This window comes from Dyella sp. AtDHG13 (assembly GCF_003201105.1).
Classification (GTDB): Bacteria; Pseudomonadota; Gammaproteobacteria; order Xanthomonadales; family Rhodanobacteraceae; genus Dyella; species Dyella jiangningensis_B.
This window is the reverse complement of record NZ_QICJ01000004.1, coordinates 133,700-149,648: the sequence shown is the minus strand read 5'-3', so window position 1 is coordinate 149,648 and position 15,949 is coordinate 133,700. Positions and strand designations below refer to the sequence as shown.

Genomic DNA, 15,949 nt, shown 5'->3' with positions numbered 1-15,949 from the left:
TCAACGCTCGACATCCCAGCCTCTGTGGTGCATACGTATTCACTTCGATCCACCGGCGGCGCCATCGCAAAATCGCCGGACTCTGAATCGGGGAGAGCCAATGAATTTGAATTCGACACCGGCGCCGAAGAACGCCGTGGATGATCTGGGGCAGCACGCCACTGCGCGCGTGGTGCTGATCGCGGCTGCGGCCGCGTTGGGTGGTTTCCTGTTTGGTTTCGATACCGCCGTGATCAACGGCGCGGTCGATGCCGTGCGCGGCAACTTCGGGCTGGATGCCGCGCACATCGGCTTCGCCGTGTCGTGCGCTCTGCTCGGCTCGGCGGCGGGCGCGTGGTATGCCGGTCCGCTGGCCGATCGCGTGGGCCGCGTGCGCGCCATGCAGGTGGCGGCGTTGTTCCTGGCCTTGAGCGCGCTGGGCTCGGGCCTGGTCACCGGCGTGGGCAGCCTGGTGTTCTGGCGGCTCGTGGGCGGCATCGGCGTGGGCGTGGCCTCGGTGATCGCGCCGACCTATATCGCGGAAATCTCACCCGCCGCCGTGCGCGGCCGGCTGGGTTCGCTGCAGCAACTCGCCATCGTGCTCGGCATCTTCGCCGCCTTGCTCAGCGACGCGTGGCTGGCCGGCACGGCCGGCGGCGCCGCGCAGAAGCTGTGGCTGGGCCTTGCCGCGTGGCGCTGGATGTTCCTGGTCGCCGTGCTGCCGGCGCTGGTCTATGGCTCGCTGGTGCTGGGCGTGCCCGAATCGCCGCGCCACCTGGTCGCCAAGGGCCGTCTCGCCGAGGCGAAGGACGTGCTGCGCCAGGTGCTGGACATGCACAACGATGCGGCGCTGGATGCCAAGGTCAAGGACATCCAGGAAAGCCTGCATTCGGAATACCGCCCCACCCTGAAGGACCTGCGCGGCCCGCGCCTGGGCCTGCTGCCGGTGGTGTGGATCGGCATCCTGCTGTCGGTGTTCCAGCAGTTCGTCGGCATCAACGTCATCTTCTATTACTCGTCCACGCTGTGGCACTCGGTGGGCTTCAGCGAGAGCGATTCGTTCTCCATCACCGTCGCCACGTCGGTCGTGAACGTGCTGGTGACCCTGGTGGCCATCGCATTGGTGGACCGCATCGGCCGCAAGCCGCTGCTGGTGATCGGCTCGGCCGGCATGACCCTCACGCTGGGCGCGATGGCGTGGTGCTTCTCCCAGGCCACCGGCAGCGGCGCCAGCCTCAGCCTGCCGGCGCCCTGGAACATGGTGGCCCTGGTCGCGGCCAACGCCTATGTGGTGTTCTTCGGCCTGAGCTGGGGCCCGATGGTGTGGGTGCTGCTGGGCGAGATGTTCCCCAACCGCATCCGCGCCATCGCACTGGCCGTGGCCGCCGCCGCGCAGTGGCTGGCCAACTTCGCCATCACCAGCACCTTCCCCGCGCTGGCCGAAGTGGGCCTGACCTTCGCCTACGGCCTGTACGCGGCCTTCGCGCTGATCTCCCTCATCTTCGTGGTGAAGGCGGTGCGTGAGACCAAGGGCATGGAACTGGAAGAGATGCAGGGCTGATGCCTCTCCCGTGGTCTGGGCGCCGCCGTGCCCCAGACCACGTCTTCACCCCGCCATGCGATCATGTCGCATGACTGATTTCCGCACGCTCCCGCTCAAGCCCGCGCTGCTCGCCAGCGTGGAAACCCTCGGCTATGCCGAGATGACCCCGGTGCAGGCCCTGAGCCTGCCGCCCATTCTCGAAGGGCGTGACGTGATCGCGCAGGCGCGCACCGGCAGCGGCAAGACGGCCGCGTTCGGGCTGGGCCTGCTGCAGCACATCGACGTGGACACCATCCGCCTGCAGGCGCTGGTGCTGTGCCCCACGCGTGAGCTGGCCGACCAGGTGAGCAAGGCGATCCGCAAGCTGGCGGCCAATATCCCCAACGTAAAGCTGCTGACGCTGTGCGGCGGCATGCCGCTGGGACCGCAGCTGGCCTCGCTCACGCATGATCCGCACATCGTGGTCGGCACGCCCGGCCGCGTGCAGGAACACCTGAAGCGCGGCAGCCTGCATGGCGGCGGCATCAAGGTGCTGGTGCTGGACGAAGCCGACCGCATGCTCGACATGGGTTTCTCCGAGGCCATCGACGACATCGTGGGGCGCATCGCCAAGCATCACCAGACGCTGCTGTTCTCGGCCACCTACGCGGAGGAGATCCGCCAGGTAAGCAAGCGCCTGCAGCGCGAGCCGGTGGAAGTGACGGTGGAAGCGCCGCACGAGGAGTCCACCATCGAGCAGCGCTTCCACGAAGTGGAACCGGCGCAGAAGATGGATGCGCTCGCGCAGCTGCTAGCCAAGGGCACGCTGAGCGCGGAGCAGGCGCAGCACGCGCTGGTGTTCTGCAATATGCGCAAGGACGTGGACGCGGTGGCGCAGGAACTGGACCGACGCGGCTTCTCCGCGCTGGCCCTGCACGGCGACATGGAGCAGCGCGATCGCGACGAAGTGCTGGTGCAGTTCGCCAACCGCAGCTGCTGCATCCTGGTGGCCACCGACGTCGCCGCGCGCGGCCTGGACATCGCCGCGTTGCCGTTGGTGGTGAGCTACGACATCGCGCACGATCCGGACACGCACACGCACCGCGTGGGTCGCACCGGTCGCGCGGGCGAGGATGGCCTGGCCATCACCCTGGTCACGCCGCGCGAACGGCCCAAGGCGCAGAACATCGAGGAACAGCTCGGCCAGCCGTTGCCGTGGCATCCGCTGCGCGTATCACCGCCGCGCGGCAAGCAGCTCAACCTGGCGCCGATGAAGACCCTGGTGATCGACGCCGGCCGCCAGGACAAGCTGCGTCCGGGCGACATCCTCGGCGCGCTCACCGGCGACGCCGGGCTGGACGCCAAGGACATCGGCAAGATCGACGTGTTCGCCACGCGCGCCTATGTCGCCCTGCGGCGGGATCTTGCGAACAAGGCGCTGGAGCGGCTGCGCTCGGGCAAGATCAAGGGACGCAACTTCCGCGTGCGCGCGCTGCACTAAGCTTTCCGTCTTCGACCGGCAAGGAATCCTCCATGACCCGCTGGCGCATTCTCGCCACCGCACTCTGCGCATTCGCCGCCACCGCCGCCGTCCACGCCGCCACGCCGGTCTATGGCTACCGCGTGGTGAAGGTGTATCCGCACGACACCTCGGCCTACACCGAGGGCTTGTTCTACAAGGACGGCTATCTCTACGAGAGCACCGGCGAGGCGGGCGACTCCACCGTGCGCAAGGTGGAGCTGGAAAGCGGCAAGGTGGTGCAGCGGCACGATATGCCGGCGCAGTATTTTGGCGAGGGCATCGTCGACTGGGGTTCGCGGATCATCCAGCTCACGTGGAAGGACCAGCTGGGCTTCGTGTATGACATGGACAGCTTCAAGCCGCAGCGCACGTTTTATTACCGGGGCGAAGGCTGGGCGCTCACGCGTGACGACAAGCGCATCTACATGAGCAATGGCACGTCGCAGCTGCAGGTGCTCGATCCGGACACGCTTGCCGTGACGGACACCATCAACGTCACCGACAACGGCCAGCCCGTGCTCAATCTCAACGAGCTGGAATGGGTGAAGGGCGAGATCTACGCCAACGTGTGGCTCACCAACCGCATCGCCCGCATCGACCCGGCCACCGGCCACGTCACGGGCTGGATCGACCTGGCCGGGCTGTTCGATACGCGCACCCTGCCCGACCCCGGCAACGACGTGCTCAACGGCATCGCCTACGACGCCAAGCGCAACCGCCTGTTCGTCACGGGCAAGCGCTGGCCCAAGCTGTTCGAGATCGCCCTGGTGCAGCCCCCGCAATGAGCAGATGCCCCCTGCCGAATGGCAGGGGTTGAGCCTTGCGGGCGGGGGGTAAAGTGGGGCGTTGCCTTGCCCGGAGCTTTCGATGCGCTACGCCCCCTTGCTGCTGCCACTGGCCCTCAGCCTTGCCGTCTCCACCGCCTTCGCCGACGAAGCGCCGGTACAAGCGCGCGCGCAACCTTCGTTGCTGGCCCTGTCCACCGCGCCCAGCGAGGCGGAACTGCACGCCACCATCGAGAAGCTGGTGAGCTTCGGCACGCGCCATACGTTGTCCGACACCAAGTCGGACAAGCGCGGCATCGGCGCCGCGCGACGCTGGGTGAAGTCGCAGTTTGAGGCCATCTCCAAGGCGTGCGGCGGCTGCATCGAGGTGGTCACGCCTTCGCAGGTGTTCACCGGCAAGCGCATTCCGCAGCCCACGGAAGTGATGGACGTGGTGGCGATCAAGCGCGGCAAGACCGACCCCAAGCGCGTGATCGTGATGACCGGCCACCTCGACTCGCGCGTCACCGACGTGATGAACGCCAAATCCGACGCACCAGGCGCCAACGACGATGCCTCCGGCGTCGCCGCGCTGATGGAAGCGGCGCGCCTGCTGTCCAAGCAGGACAACGACGCCACCCTGGTGTTCGCCGCGCTGTCCGGCGAGGAACAAGGCCTGTACGGCGGCAAGGTGCTGGCCGACTACGCCGTGCAGCAGGGCTGGCAGGTGCAGGCCAACCTCAACAACGACATCGTGGGCAACAGCCACGGCCAGAACGGCGTGCTGGACAACACCACGGTGCGCATCTTCTCCGAAGGCACCAAGAGCAACGAAACGCCGGAGCAGGCCAAGTACCGCGCCTATCACGGCGGCGAGGTGGATTCGCCTTCGCGCAACGTGGCGCGCTACATGGAGCAGATCGCGTCCACGTATCTGCCCGACCTGCGCGTGCACATGGTTTACCGCACCGACCGCTACAGCCGTGGCGGCGACCAGGTGCCGTTCCTCGAAGCGGGCTACCCGGGCGTGCGCGTCACCGAGGGCCACGAGGACTACACCCGCCAGCACCAGGACCTGCGCACGGAGAAGGGAATCAAGTACGGCGACACCATCGACGGCGTCGACTTCCGCTACCTCGCCCGCGTCACCGCGCTCAACACGGTGACCATGGCGGCGATGAGCCGCGCACCCGCGCCGCCGACCGGCGTGAGCATCGAAGGCGCGCTCGCCACCGACACCACCGTGCACTGGAAGAAGGTGCCCGGCGCCGCCGGCTACGTGGTGCACTGGCGCGACACCACCGCGCCGCAGTGGCAGTACAGCCGCTCCGTGGGCGATATGGACCAGGCGGTGATCAAGGACGTGGTGATCGACGACTGGTTCTTCGGCGTCTCGGCAGTTTCGGTCGATGGCTACGAAAGCCCGGTGGTGTTCCCGGGGGATGCGGGGAGTTTTGAGCGTTCGCCTGCATCCGCTTCGGCACCCAAATCGCCCTGAAGCTTCACGCCCCATCACCGTCATCCCCGCCTTCGCGGGGATGACGGTGAGGCAAATCCGGCCAGTTCCATGGCCGTGAACGCACGAAACCCAAAACCCCTCTAAAATCCCCACGCCGCTGCCTCCAAGGAAACAGCAGCCGCCTCCATCAAAAGGCGCATCAACGGACGATACCAAGGGGATTCCCATGTTTCGCAAAACGCTACTGCCGGCGCTGGCCCTGCTTGCCGGCCTTGTCCTTGCCGCACCCGTCGCGGCCATGCCCGATGACAAGGGCGAACACCAGATGACCGCCGAGGAGTTCGTTAGCTCGCTGCATCCGCAGGCGGGCGACGTGGCCATTCCGGAGGCCAAGGCCACGCTCAAGCTCGCCAAGGGCTACAGCTTCCTTTCGGCCAAGGACGCGCAGCGCGTGCTCACCCAGGCCTGGGACAACCCGCCCGACGACAGCGTGCTGGGCATGATCCTGCCCAGCACCGACGCGCATTCCGTGCTCGACGACAGCGCCTGGGCGGTGGTCGTCACCTTTGTCGATGAAGGCTACGTGTCCGACAAGGACGCCGCCAAGATCGACTACGACGACATGCTCAAGGACCTGAAGAAGGCCACGCAGGACGAGAACGCCGATCGCCTCAAGGAAGGCTATCCCGCCATCGAGCTGGTCGGCTGGGCCGAGCCGCCACACTACGATCCCTCCACGCACAAGCTGTACTGGGCGCGCGACCTGAAGTTCAAGAAGGCCGACGGCAGCGACGACGGCCAGACGCTCAACTACGCCATCCGCGTGCTGGGCCGCCGCGGCTACCTCTCGCTCAACGCCATCGCGCCAATCGACCAGCTCGCCAAGGTGCGCGCCGACATGCCGGACGTGGTGGCCATGGCTGAGTTCGACCAGGGCGAGCGCTACGCCGACTACAACGCCGCCACCGACAAGGCCGCCGCCTATGGCATCGCCGCGCTGGTGGCGGGCGGCATCGCGGCCAAGGCCGGCCTGTTCGCCAAGCTCGGCGTGCTGCTGCTGGCGATGAAGAAGTTCATCGTGCTTGGCATCGCCGCCATCGGCGGTTTCTTCGCCAAGCTCTTCAAGCGCAAGAAGGCTTGATATCCGCTGGCCGCGTCGCCCAAGGGCGGCGCGGCGTCGCGTTCAATCCCGGCTTTCCCACGGCACGCCCAGCGTGAGCAGGCGACGCAGGCCGTCATCGCTCGGTTGCAACGCACGCGTTCCGGCACGGCGCCTGAGCCAGCCCGCGTCGAGCAGCACATCGGTCAGCGAGACGCCGAGCGGACCGCCCAGATGCAGGCGCCGCTCCGTCCAGTCCAGGCATCCGCGCCCGCGCAAGGGCAGCAACGCCGCCACGCGCGATGCGTCGAGTCCCGCTTCCGTCAGCGCACGCGCACCGTCATCGAGCAGACGCATGCCCTCGCTCGCCGCCTGCAGATAACCGCGTTGCAGCAGCGCATCGCACAGGCCGACGCCCAGACGTCCGGCCAGATGTCGGTAACAGGTGCGCGCCGTGCGCAGCGCGCGATGGCCACCCGCGGGATCGGGCAGCACCGGCCGCGCGCGCGGCAAGGCCAGCGTCTCGATCAAGGCCGCGACATCGTCGTTGGCCAGATGGTAATAACGGTGACGGCCCTGTTCATGCACGGCGAGCAGGCCGCCTTCCAGCAGGCGCTTCAGGTGCGCACTGGCCGTCGCCGCGCCCACGCCCGCCGCGCGCGCCAGCTCGCCCGCGGGGCGCGAGGTGCCGTCGATCAAGGCCAGCAACATGGCGGCACGCGCCGGCTCGGCAAGCAAGGCGCCGATCTCGGCCAACTGGTATCGACTCGGGGACACCGCATCGTTCATGCATGCAGTCTAGCGCTGCCATTCGTGCCGATGCTTCGACGGGCAGCGAAACGTTCACCGTGCACGCCAGCGACACTGCCGGCATGGACATGCATCGCCATCCCGACATGCGGATCATCCGCCCTTCCATCCTCTACTTCGGCACGCCGGTGGTGCTGATCACCACGTGCAACGAGGACGGCTCCATCAACATCACGCCGATGTCGTCCGCCTGGGCGCTCGCCGACCGCATCGTGATCGGTCTGTCCGGCGGCGGCCAGGGCCTGGCCAATCTGCGGCGCGAACGCGAGTGCGTGCTCAACCTCGCCGGTGAGGACATGCACCGCGGCGTGGAACGCATCGCTCCCACCACCGGCCGCCAGCCCGTGCCGCCCTGGAAACAGGCCACCGGCTATCGGCATGAGCCTGACAAGTTCGCCCTGGGCGGCTGGCATGCCGTGCCGTCGCCCGACGTGAAACCGCCGCGCATCATGGAATGCTCCCTGCAACTGGAAGCCCGCGTGCGGCTGGATATCGACCGCCCGCTGGATGCCTGGCGCGATGGCCCCGGCGGCTACGCCATCCTCGAACTGGAAGTGCTGCACGTGCACGCGCACGAGGACGTCACCGTGCCCGGCACGCAGCATGTCGATCCACAACGCTACCGGCCGCTGTTCTATCTGTTTCGCCACTACGTGGGCCCCGGCAAGCCGCTCGGCAAGACGTTTAAAGCGGAAGTTTGAGCGGCGCCGTGATGTTGTTGCATCCAGCCCCGGTGCTAGCATCGAACGCCACACGGTTCGGTACGATTGCGGTTGAACATGCGCATTCTGGTCACGGGCAGTTCGGGTCATCTCGGCGAGGCGCTGGTGCGCACGCTGCTTCAGGCAGGTCACGAGGCCATCGGCCTGGATGTGGTCGAAGGGCCTTGCACGCATCGCGTGGGCTCCATCACCGATCGCGCCTTCGTGCGGCGCTGCATCGCCGGCGCGGTCACGGTGTTCCACCCCGCCACGCTGCACAAGCCGCACGTCGCCACGCACAGCCGGCAGGATTTCCTCGACGTCAACCTCACCGGCACGCTGAACCTGCTGGAGGAAGCCGTCGCCACCGGCGTGGAATCCTTCGTCTACACCAGCACCACCAGCGTGTTCGGCGACGCCTTGACGCCGCACGTGAACGAACCGGCCGCATGGGTCACGGAAGATCTGGCACCGGTGCCCAAGAACATCTACGGCGTCACCAAGGCCGCCGCCGAAGACCTGTGCCAACTGTTCCAGCGCAACCAGGGCCTATCGACCATGGTGCTGCGCACCTCGCGCTTCTTTCCCGAGGAAGACGACGACCGCACGGCTCGCGCGCGCTACACCGACGACAACCTCAAGGCCAACGAATACCTCTATCGCCGCGTGGACATCGAAGACGTGGTGAGCGCCCACCTGCTCGCCGCACGCCGCGCTCCGATGCTCGGCTTCCGCCGCTACATCATCAGCGCCACCACGCCCTTCACGCCGGAAGACCTGAACGACCTGCGCGTACATGCGCCCCTGGTGCTGCGCCGTCGCGTGCCCGAGTACGAAGCGATCTACGCGCAACGCGGATGGAAAATGGCCCAAGGCATCGACCGCGTGTATGTGAACCAGCGTGCGCGCGAGGAGCTGGGCTGGACGCCCCGCCATGACTTCGGCGCCTTGATGGCGCGGTTGCAGGCCGGTGGGGATATCCGCAGCGAGCTGGCGCAGGAGATCGGGTCCAAGGGATATCACGCGGAGGCGTTCAGTGATGGCCCCTGCCCTGTCGAGAGCTGACGTCCCTAGCCGATGACCGCCAGCATGGCCGCCAGCCAGATGGCCGTGGCGCCCATGGCGAACACGCGACGCGCGGCGGGAATGCGCTCACCGCTTTCATCCGCCACCGGCGTCGTGACAATCCACGGCACCGAAGCCAGCAAGGCGAAACCGATAAAGGCCAGCACGATCACCGTCACATCCATGGCCCGCCATGGCGTGGGCTCGTGCACGCCCCAGTAGCCCAGGAACGCCATCCCCATCGCGCACAGGGTGGCCGATGCGGAACACAACCCGACGACTGAACCTGCTGGCGCGCGCATGGCGGCTGACTCCGGCTGGGGATGCGCGAAGCGTACCGCACTCCCCGAACGGGGGTCGCAGCCGGTGAGAAAGGGCCGTGTCGAAATCGCGCCGCCCCGTTCGTCATAGGGAAGAGCGCGCCCAAAGCGGCGCTCCACCTCACTCAAGGAGTTGACGATGTCCCTGTCCCGCCGCATTCCCCATGCCCTCGCCGGCGCCCTGTTGCTCCTGCTCGCCAGCGGTGCGGCGCATGCCGCCGCCGCGACCTATGTCATCGACCCGATGCACACCTATCCCAGCTTCGAGGCCGACCACTTCGGCGGGCTGTCCACGTGGCGCGGCAAGTTCGACCGCACCTCGGGCAAGGTCACGCTGGACAAGGCCGCCGGCACCGGCAGCGTGGACATCACGGTCGACGCCGCCAGCGTGGATTTCGGCCTGGATGCGATGAACGAGAAGGCACGCAGCAACGAATTGTTCGACGTGGCGAGATACCCCACCGCCACCTATCGCGGCACGCTCGCCGGTTTCGTCAACGGCGCGCCGACCAAGGTGAAAGGCTCGCTCACCCTGCACGGCGTGACGCGTCCGCTGGAACTGGCCATCAAGAGCTTCAAGTGCGTGCCGCACCCGCTCTACAAACGCGAGCTGTGCGGCGCCGATGCCTATGCCACGTTCAAGCGCGACGACTTCGGCATCAGTGCCGGCAAGGACTATGGTTTCAACATGGACGTAGTGCTGCGCATCCAGGTGGAAGCCCTGGTCGATGACGGCAGCGCCGGCAAGGTCGCGCTGGCCGCTCCCAACCACTGAGCACGGAACACGACCATGTCACTCAGGCTCTACATGCATCCGCTGGCCGCCTATTGCCACAAGGGGCTGATCGCGCTGTACGAGAACGGCACGCCCTTCCATCCGCACCTGGTGGACCTGGCGGACGACCGGCAGCGCGCCGAGTTCTACGCGCTGTGGCCCATCGGCAAGTTCCCCGTGCTGGACGACCGCTCGCGCGGCTGCCTGGTGCCGGAGTCGAGCATCATCATCGAGTACCTGGCCCGGCACTATCCGGGCCAGGTCGCGCTGGTTCCCGCCGACGAGGACGATGCCAGGGAAGTGCGCTTCCGCGACCGCTTCTTCGACCTGTACGTGATGGATCCCACGCAGAAGGTGATCACCGATCGCCTGCGTCCCCCGGGCGAGCACGACCGCTTCGGCGTGGCGCAGGCGCGCGACAAGCTGCGCGCCGCGCTGGACCTGATCGAGCATGAGTTCGTGCGCGACAACGGCAAGCGCCTGTGGGCGGCCGGCCATCGCTACAGCATGGCCGACTGCGCCGCCTCGCCCGCGCTGTTCTACGCCAACTTCGTGATACCGCTGGAGGACGACCATCCGCAGACCGCGGCGTATCTGCTGCGGCTGATGGAGCGCCCGTCGTTCGCGCGCGTGCTGCGGGAGGCGCAGCCGTACCTGCACATGGTTCCGCGCGAACCGGCCGAAGCCTGACGCACATCGCTACTGCATCGAGGAAAACGACATGCTCATCGCACTCATCGTCATCGTGGTCGTCATCGCCGCCGTGCTGGCCGTGGCCGCCGCGCGCCCGGACCAGTTCCGCATCAAGCGCTCGGCCACCATCCACGCCACGCCCGAACGCATCTTTTCGTACATCAACGATTTTCATCGCTGGCAGGCGTGGTCGCCGTACGAGAAGAAGGACCCCGACATGCAGCGCAGCTACGAAGGCCCGTCGTCCGGCCGCGGCGCCGCCTACGGCTGGAACGGCAACAAGAACATCGGCAGCGGCCGCATGGAGATCAGCGAATCCACGCCCTCCTCGCTCGTGCGCATCCAGCTGGAGTTCTTCACGCCGTTCAAGGCCAGCAACGTGGCCGAGTTCGTGCTCGAACCGCAGGGCGCGGCCACGCGCATCAGCTGGTCCATGCAGGGTCGCTCCAACTACATGAGCAAGCTGATGGGTCTGGTGGTCAACTTCGACCGGATAATCGGCAAGGACTTCGAGGAAGGGTTGCTCAACCTGCGCACGCTGTGCGAGCAAACGGCCTGATGTCCGCCATGCAGCCGCACGCATACGGCGGCGTATTTTCAGATATGCAACAGCAGACTTACGCGAGGCCTAAGCAAGCCCGCTTGCGGCTGAATGGAATCGGCAATGCGCCTGGCGAGCGTCAACCGCGTTGCCCACGCCTCGTTCTCCGGCATGAGTCATCCATCGTGGATGGCCACAGGGGTCACCACACCACCATGCCGTGGGCGCAAGCCCAGGGGTTGTGGCACCTCCACACAACCTGTCGGAACAACGAGGAGCGAAACCCATGAAGCACCTGATGACGTCGCGTTTCAGCCTGATCGCTTTCGGCATGGTTGCCGCGTTCGCCAGCGCCGGAGCCATGGCGCAGGCCGCCAACCCCAATGATATTCCGGGCCATCCCCGCGTCAGCGAAGTGAACCAGCGCCTGGACAACCAGCAGAACCGCATCCAGGCCGGCGTGGCCGACGGCCAGCTCAACGCCAAGCAGGCCGCGCGCGACGAGAAGCAGGACGCGAACATCGCCGCCCGCGAAAGCCGTGACGAAGCCCAGCACGGCGGCCATCTGACCAAACAGGAAGACAAGAACCTCAACAAGTCGCTCAACAAGGACAGCCGGCGCATCCACAAGCAGCGCACGAACTGATCGCCCGCGCGGTCACGTGGCGAACGGCCTGGCCCTGCCGGGCCGTTCGCGTTTGCACGGGTACCCACTTCCAGCACTGTCGCCCCGCCGCCGACCTGCCAGTATCCGCAGACCATCATCCGAACGGGAGAGTCGTATGGTCAGCAGGATTCTGGCGGCAGCATGCGCGTGCGCACTCGCGGTGGGCTCGGCCCACGCGGCCGACACATCGACGGGCAAGCCTCAATACGGCGCCTGGGGCTTCGACCAGGCCGGCGCCGACACGTCGGTCAAACCCGGCAACGACTTCTTCCGCTACGCCAACGGCACGTGGCTGGCCCACACGCCGATCCCCGCCGACAAGCCCGCCGTCAGCCTGCGGCTGGCGATGACCGACCTTACCGAGCAACGGTTGCATGACCTGATGGAAAGCGCCGCCCAGAAGGCCGGCGACGCGAGCCTGCAGGACAAGGTGGGCCTGTTCTATCGCTCCTTCATGGACCAGGCGCATCTCGACGCGCTGGGCGCCAAGCCCATCGCGCCGCAGCTCGATGCCGTGAAACAGGCAGCTACGCGCGACGCGCAGGCCGCGCTGATGGGGCGCACCAACAGCGATTTCGAAGGCTCGCTGTTCAACATCGGCATCGACGTCGATCTCAAGGACATCAATCGCTACGCCGTCTACGTATCGCAGGCCGGACTCGGCATGCCGGACCGCGATTACTACCTGAAGCCCGAGTTTGCGAAACAGAAGGCGGCCTACCAGGCCTATGTCACCCGTCTGCTCACGCTGGTCGGCTGGCCGCAACCCGAAGCGGCGGCAAAGGACGTGCTGGCCTTTGAAACAGCCGTCGCCCAGGCCAGCATCAGCAAGGTCGAACAGCGCGACCCGGTGGCCATGTACAACCCGATGAGCGTCGCCGACCTGCAGAAGCTGGCACCGGGATTCGCCTGGAGCGAGTTCTTCAAGGCCGCGCAGCTCGGGCAGCAGAAGCAGGTAGTGGTGATGGAGAAGACGGCCTTTCCGAAACTCGCCGCGCTGTATGCGAAGACGCCCGTAGCAACCCTCCAGGCATGGCAGGCCGCGCGCATCGCGGACAACGCCGCCTATTATCTGTCCGATCCGTTCGAGCAGGCGTACTTCGAGATGCACGACAAGACCCTCGCCGGCCAGCAGCAGATCGAGGCGCGCTGGAAGCGCGGCGTGCATGCCGTCTCCGGCGGCGACTGCGGTTTCGGCGAACGGTTGGCTTGCTTCGGCAACCTGGGATGGGCCGTGGGCCAGCTTTACACGGAGAAATATTTCCCCGCCTCGTCCAAGCAAAAGATCGAGGCACTCGTCGCCAACCTGAAGGCGGCCTATCGCGTGCGCTTCAAGAAGCTGGACTGGATGGGTCCGGAAACGCGCAGGGAAGCACTGAAGAAGCTCGACACCTACACCATCAAGGTCGGCTACCCCGATCACCCGCGCGACTATGCGAACGTGGTCATCCACGGCGACGACCTCACCGGCAACGTGCTGCGCGCCGCGCAGGCCGACTGGTCGTTCTACGTCAACCGCCTGGACAAGCCGGTGGACCGCAGCGACTGGAGCATGACGCCGCAGACCAACGATGCCTACAACGGCTCGCTGCGCGACATCGTGTTTCCGGCCGCGATCCTGCAGCCGCCGATCTTCGATCCCAACGCCGACCCTGCGATCAACTACGGCGCGATCGGCGGCGTGATCGGTCACGAACTCACCCACGGCTTCGACGACCAGGGCCGCAAGATCGACGCCAGCGGCGCCTTGCGCGACTGGTGGACGCCGGCGGATGCGAAAGCCTTCGAGGAACGCGCCAAGAAACTCGGCGCGCAATACGACGCGTTCGAACCGCTGCCCGGCGTGCACATCAACGGCAACCTGACCATGGGCGAAAACATCGCCGACCTCGGCGGCCTCACGCTCGCGCTCGACGCCTACCACGCCTCGCTGCACGGCCAGCCCGCACCGGTGATCGACGGCCTGACCGGCGACCAGCGCGTGTTCCTTGGCTGGGCCCAGGCCTGGCGCGGCAAGCTCACCGACGACGCCATCCGCCGCCAGGTCACCAGCGACCCGCACTCGCCGCGCGCGTTCCGCGTGAACGGGCCAGTGCGCAATATCGATGCGTGGTATCAGGCCTTCGGCGTGCAGCCGGGCGAAAAGCTGTATCTCGACCCGAAGGATCGCGTGCGGATCTGGTAACGCGTGGGCCAGCGCTCCGCGATGCGGGAAACCCTCTTCGCGGAACGCAACGCCGCTGCTTCAGCGTCGCGACAGCGCTTCTGCGCCCTCATCCGCACGCTTGCGCGTGAACGCCGCCACCATCGGCGACGTCATCATCGTGGTGACAATGGCCATCACCAGCAGGATGGTGAACATGGCGTTGTTGATGACGCCGGCGTCCAGGCCCACCTTGATGACGATCAGCTCCATCATGCCGCGCGCATTCATCAGCGCGCCGATGGTGAAGCTGTCGCGCCAGCCCTGCCCCGCGACGCGTGCGCCGGCCATGCCGCCGAGCAGCTTGCCGAGCACGGCGACCGCAAGCACCAGCAGCAGCGCAGGAACGGCGCCGCCCGCGAGCGCTTGCGCGCTGGTGCTCAGGCCCGCCAGCACGAAGAACACCGGCACCAGCGTCGCCACCGTCACGTGTTCCACGCGCTCGATCAGCTTGTGCAGCAGGCGATCGTCGCGCGGCAGGCACACGCCGAACAGGAACGCGCCGAATACCGCATGCAGGCCGAGCCATTCGGTGACGGCCGCGCAGCCGAACGCGCCGGCCAGCAGGAAGGCCAGCACGGCGCCGCCGGCATTGCCATCAGGCGCGTGGCGCGCCAGCAAGGCCGCGCACAGCGGACGCAGCACGAGCCACGTCAGCGCGAGCAGCACGGCCAGGCCGATCATGGTGCGCCAGAACGGCATCCAGTCGCCGTGCGCACCGATCAGCGCGACGACGAAGGCGAGCATCATCCACGCCAGCACGTCGACCACCGCCGCCGCGGCAATGCCCAGGCGGCCCGGCAGACTATCGGCAAGGCCACGCTCCTTTACGATGCGCGCCATCACCGGCAGGGCCGTGATCGCGCAGGCGGTGGCGAAGAACAGCGTGAAAGCCAGCCGGCTGACGCCCAGCGGCGCATAGTCGGCATAGAGCAGCGGCGCAACGCCCAGGGCAAGCGCGACAGGCAGCAGCACGGACAAGATGCCGATCCACGCGGCGGGACGCAGCAGCCCGCCTTGCGTACCCGCCGGCACGCGCAATTCCGCCCCCACCACCATCATGAACAGCACCAGCCCCAGCGTGCTCAGGCTCTGCAGCTGGCCCAGGCTCTCCACCGGAAACAGCTGTTGCTGCCAGGCGGGCGCGACGGCGCCGAACACGATGGGCCCCAGCGCCAGACCCGCCAGCATCTCGCCCACCACCGGCGGCTGGCCGAAGCGCCGGGCGACGGCGGCCATCAGCCGCGCCGCCACGATGATGACCAGCAGTTGGACGAGCAGCAGCGGATGGCCCATGGGTGGTTTCGGTGTACCGAACGGTTGCGACAAGCGGCGAGAGTGCCCGCTGGAAGGGAGCGTCCGCAATGCTTCTCGCCGGGAACCATTCGGGTCATGGCGGCGCTCCCGCTCGCCGCCGCGCGATGGGTTGCGCGCCGCCGCCACTGCGAAAATTTCCTAGCGTTTCCTAACTCCGCCCCCATCTTGGAGTTTTCCGGGTTATCCACGCCCAATCCACAATCTATTGGGTTGACCGACCCATCCCGGCCCGATATGTTGTGCCCCGTCGGTGCCACTCTCAGACCTACGGTCGGACTGGCTTAAAACGGGAATCCGGTGGAAATCCGGGACTGCCCCGCAGCGGTAAGCAGAAACGAAAGCCAACAACGCACTGGCCCTCAGCGGCTGGGAAGCGGGAGCGAGTAGGCGGGTCGAAAGACCCATGTCCGCGAGTCCGAAGACCTGCCGACAGCCGTGGCGAGCACCACGGTGAAAGGTGACGGCTTCCGCGGGGAGGTGCGTCGATGCGCGGGGCGGCCAGCCCTGCCGCT

General features: G+C 67.0%; 15 protein-coding genes and 1 riboswitch. Of the genes, 12 read left to right on the top strand and 3 right to left on the bottom strand.

What is annotated here, in order from left to right:
• Nucleotides 1-100 precede the first annotated feature (100 nt).
• From BDW41_RS09105 to BDW41_RS09085, 5 genes are all read left to right on the top strand, one after another.
• Nucleotides 101-1,540 carry a sugar porter family MFS transporter gene (locus BDW41_RS09105; RefSeq protein ID WP_074548090.1) on the top strand — a complete coding sequence of 480 codons (1,440 nt, stop codon included), beginning with the start codon at nucleotides 101-103 and terminating at the stop codon, nucleotides 1,538-1,540.
• A gap of 70 nt (nucleotides 1,541-1,610) precedes the next feature.
• The gene (dbpA, locus tag BDW41_RS09100; protein ID WP_074548088.1) at nucleotides 1,611-3,002 is read left to right on the top strand and encodes an ATP-dependent RNA helicase DbpA; all 1,392 of its coding nucleotides are present in this window, start codon (nucleotides 1,611-1,613) and stop codon (nucleotides 3,000-3,002) included.
• 32 nt (nucleotides 3,003-3,034) lie between these two features.
• Nucleotides 3,035-3,808, top strand: a complete 774-nt coding sequence (locus BDW41_RS09095) for a glutaminyl-peptide cyclotransferase (RefSeq protein ID WP_074548086.1) — start codon at nucleotides 3,035-3,037, stop codon at nucleotides 3,806-3,808.
• 82 nt (nucleotides 3,809-3,890) lie between these two features.
• Entirely contained in the window at nucleotides 3,891-5,285 is a 1,395-nt protein-coding gene (locus BDW41_RS09090) for a M28 family metallopeptidase (RefSeq protein WP_074548083.1), read from the top strand.
• Nucleotides 5,286-5,472: 187 nt separating this feature from the next.
• Nucleotides 5,473-6,387, top strand: a complete 915-nt coding sequence (locus BDW41_RS09085; RefSeq protein ID WP_074548081.1) for a DUF2167 domain-containing protein — start codon at nucleotides 5,473-5,475, stop codon at nucleotides 6,385-6,387.
• Nucleotides 6,388-6,429: 42 nt separating this feature from the next.
• Here BDW41_RS09085 and BDW41_RS09080 read toward each other — a convergent pair whose 3' ends face one another.
• Nucleotides 6,430-7,122: a helix-turn-helix transcriptional regulator gene (locus BDW41_RS09080; RefSeq protein WP_233496823.1), complete on the bottom strand. Its 693-nt coding sequence runs from the start codon at nucleotides 7,120-7,122 to the stop codon at nucleotides 6,430-6,432.
• Nucleotides 7,123-7,136: 14 nt separating this feature from the next.
• Between BDW41_RS09080 and BDW41_RS09075 the strand changes: the two genes are divergently transcribed.
• Nucleotides 7,137-7,856 (top strand): flavin reductase family protein, encoded by a 720-nt coding sequence (locus tag BDW41_RS09075; RefSeq protein ID WP_343125759.1) that lies wholly within the window; start codon nucleotides 7,137-7,139, stop codon nucleotides 7,854-7,856.
• Nucleotides 7,857-7,934: 78 nt separating this feature from the next.
• Nucleotides 7,935-8,921, top strand: a complete 987-nt coding sequence (locus BDW41_RS09070) for an NAD(P)-dependent oxidoreductase (protein ID WP_074548077.1) — start codon at nucleotides 7,935-7,937, stop codon at nucleotides 8,919-8,921.
• Nucleotides 8,922-8,926: 5 nt separating this feature from the next.
• Here the strand turns inward: BDW41_RS09070 and BDW41_RS09065 are convergent, their stop codons facing one another.
• On the bottom strand, nucleotides 8,927-9,223 hold the full coding sequence (locus BDW41_RS09065) for a hypothetical protein (RefSeq protein ID WP_074548075.1): 297 nt from the start codon (nucleotides 9,221-9,223) through the stop codon (nucleotides 8,927-8,929).
• Between the two features lie 157 nt (nucleotides 9,224-9,380).
• Here BDW41_RS09065 and BDW41_RS09060 point away from each other — a divergent pair, with 157 nt between their 5' ends.
• The 5 genes from BDW41_RS09060 to BDW41_RS09040 all read left to right on the top strand — a co-directional run bounded on the left by BDW41_RS09060 (nucleotide 9,381) and on the right by BDW41_RS09040 (nucleotide 14,102).
• Nucleotides 9,381-10,016 (top strand): YceI family protein, encoded by a 636-nt coding sequence (locus tag BDW41_RS09060; protein WP_074548073.1) that lies wholly within the window; start codon nucleotides 9,381-9,383, stop codon nucleotides 10,014-10,016.
• 15 nt (nucleotides 10,017-10,031) lie between these two features.
• The gene (locus BDW41_RS09055; RefSeq protein WP_074548071.1) at nucleotides 10,032-10,706 is read left to right on the top strand and encodes a glutathione S-transferase family protein; all 675 of its coding nucleotides are present in this window, start codon (nucleotides 10,032-10,034) and stop codon (nucleotides 10,704-10,706) included.
• 31 nt (nucleotides 10,707-10,737) lie between these two features.
• Nucleotides 10,738-11,268 (top strand): SRPBCC family protein, encoded by a 531-nt coding sequence (locus tag BDW41_RS09050; protein ID WP_074548069.1) that lies wholly within the window; start codon nucleotides 10,738-10,740, stop codon nucleotides 11,266-11,268.
• 268 nt (nucleotides 11,269-11,536) lie between these two features.
• The gene (locus BDW41_RS09045) at nucleotides 11,537-11,896 is read left to right on the top strand and encodes a hypothetical protein (RefSeq protein ID WP_233496822.1); all 360 of its coding nucleotides are present in this window, start codon (nucleotides 11,537-11,539) and stop codon (nucleotides 11,894-11,896) included.
• Between the two features lie 136 nt (nucleotides 11,897-12,032).
• Nucleotides 12,033-14,102 carry a M13 family metallopeptidase gene (locus BDW41_RS09040; RefSeq protein ID WP_074548067.1) on the top strand — a complete coding sequence of 690 codons (2,070 nt, stop codon included), beginning with the start codon at nucleotides 12,033-12,035 and terminating at the stop codon, nucleotides 14,100-14,102.
• A gap of 60 nt (nucleotides 14,103-14,162) precedes the next feature.
• Here BDW41_RS09040 and BDW41_RS09035 read toward each other — a convergent pair whose 3' ends face one another.
• A complete protein-coding gene (locus BDW41_RS09035) occupies nucleotides 14,163-15,416 on the bottom strand; it encodes a cation:proton antiporter (protein ID WP_074548065.1) in 1,254 nt (417 codons plus the stop codon).
• Nucleotides 15,417-15,668: 252 nt separating this feature from the next.
• Nucleotides 15,669-15,883, top strand: a riboswitch (cobalamin riboswitch).
• The last annotated feature ends 66 nt before the right edge of the window (nucleotides 15,884-15,949 follow it).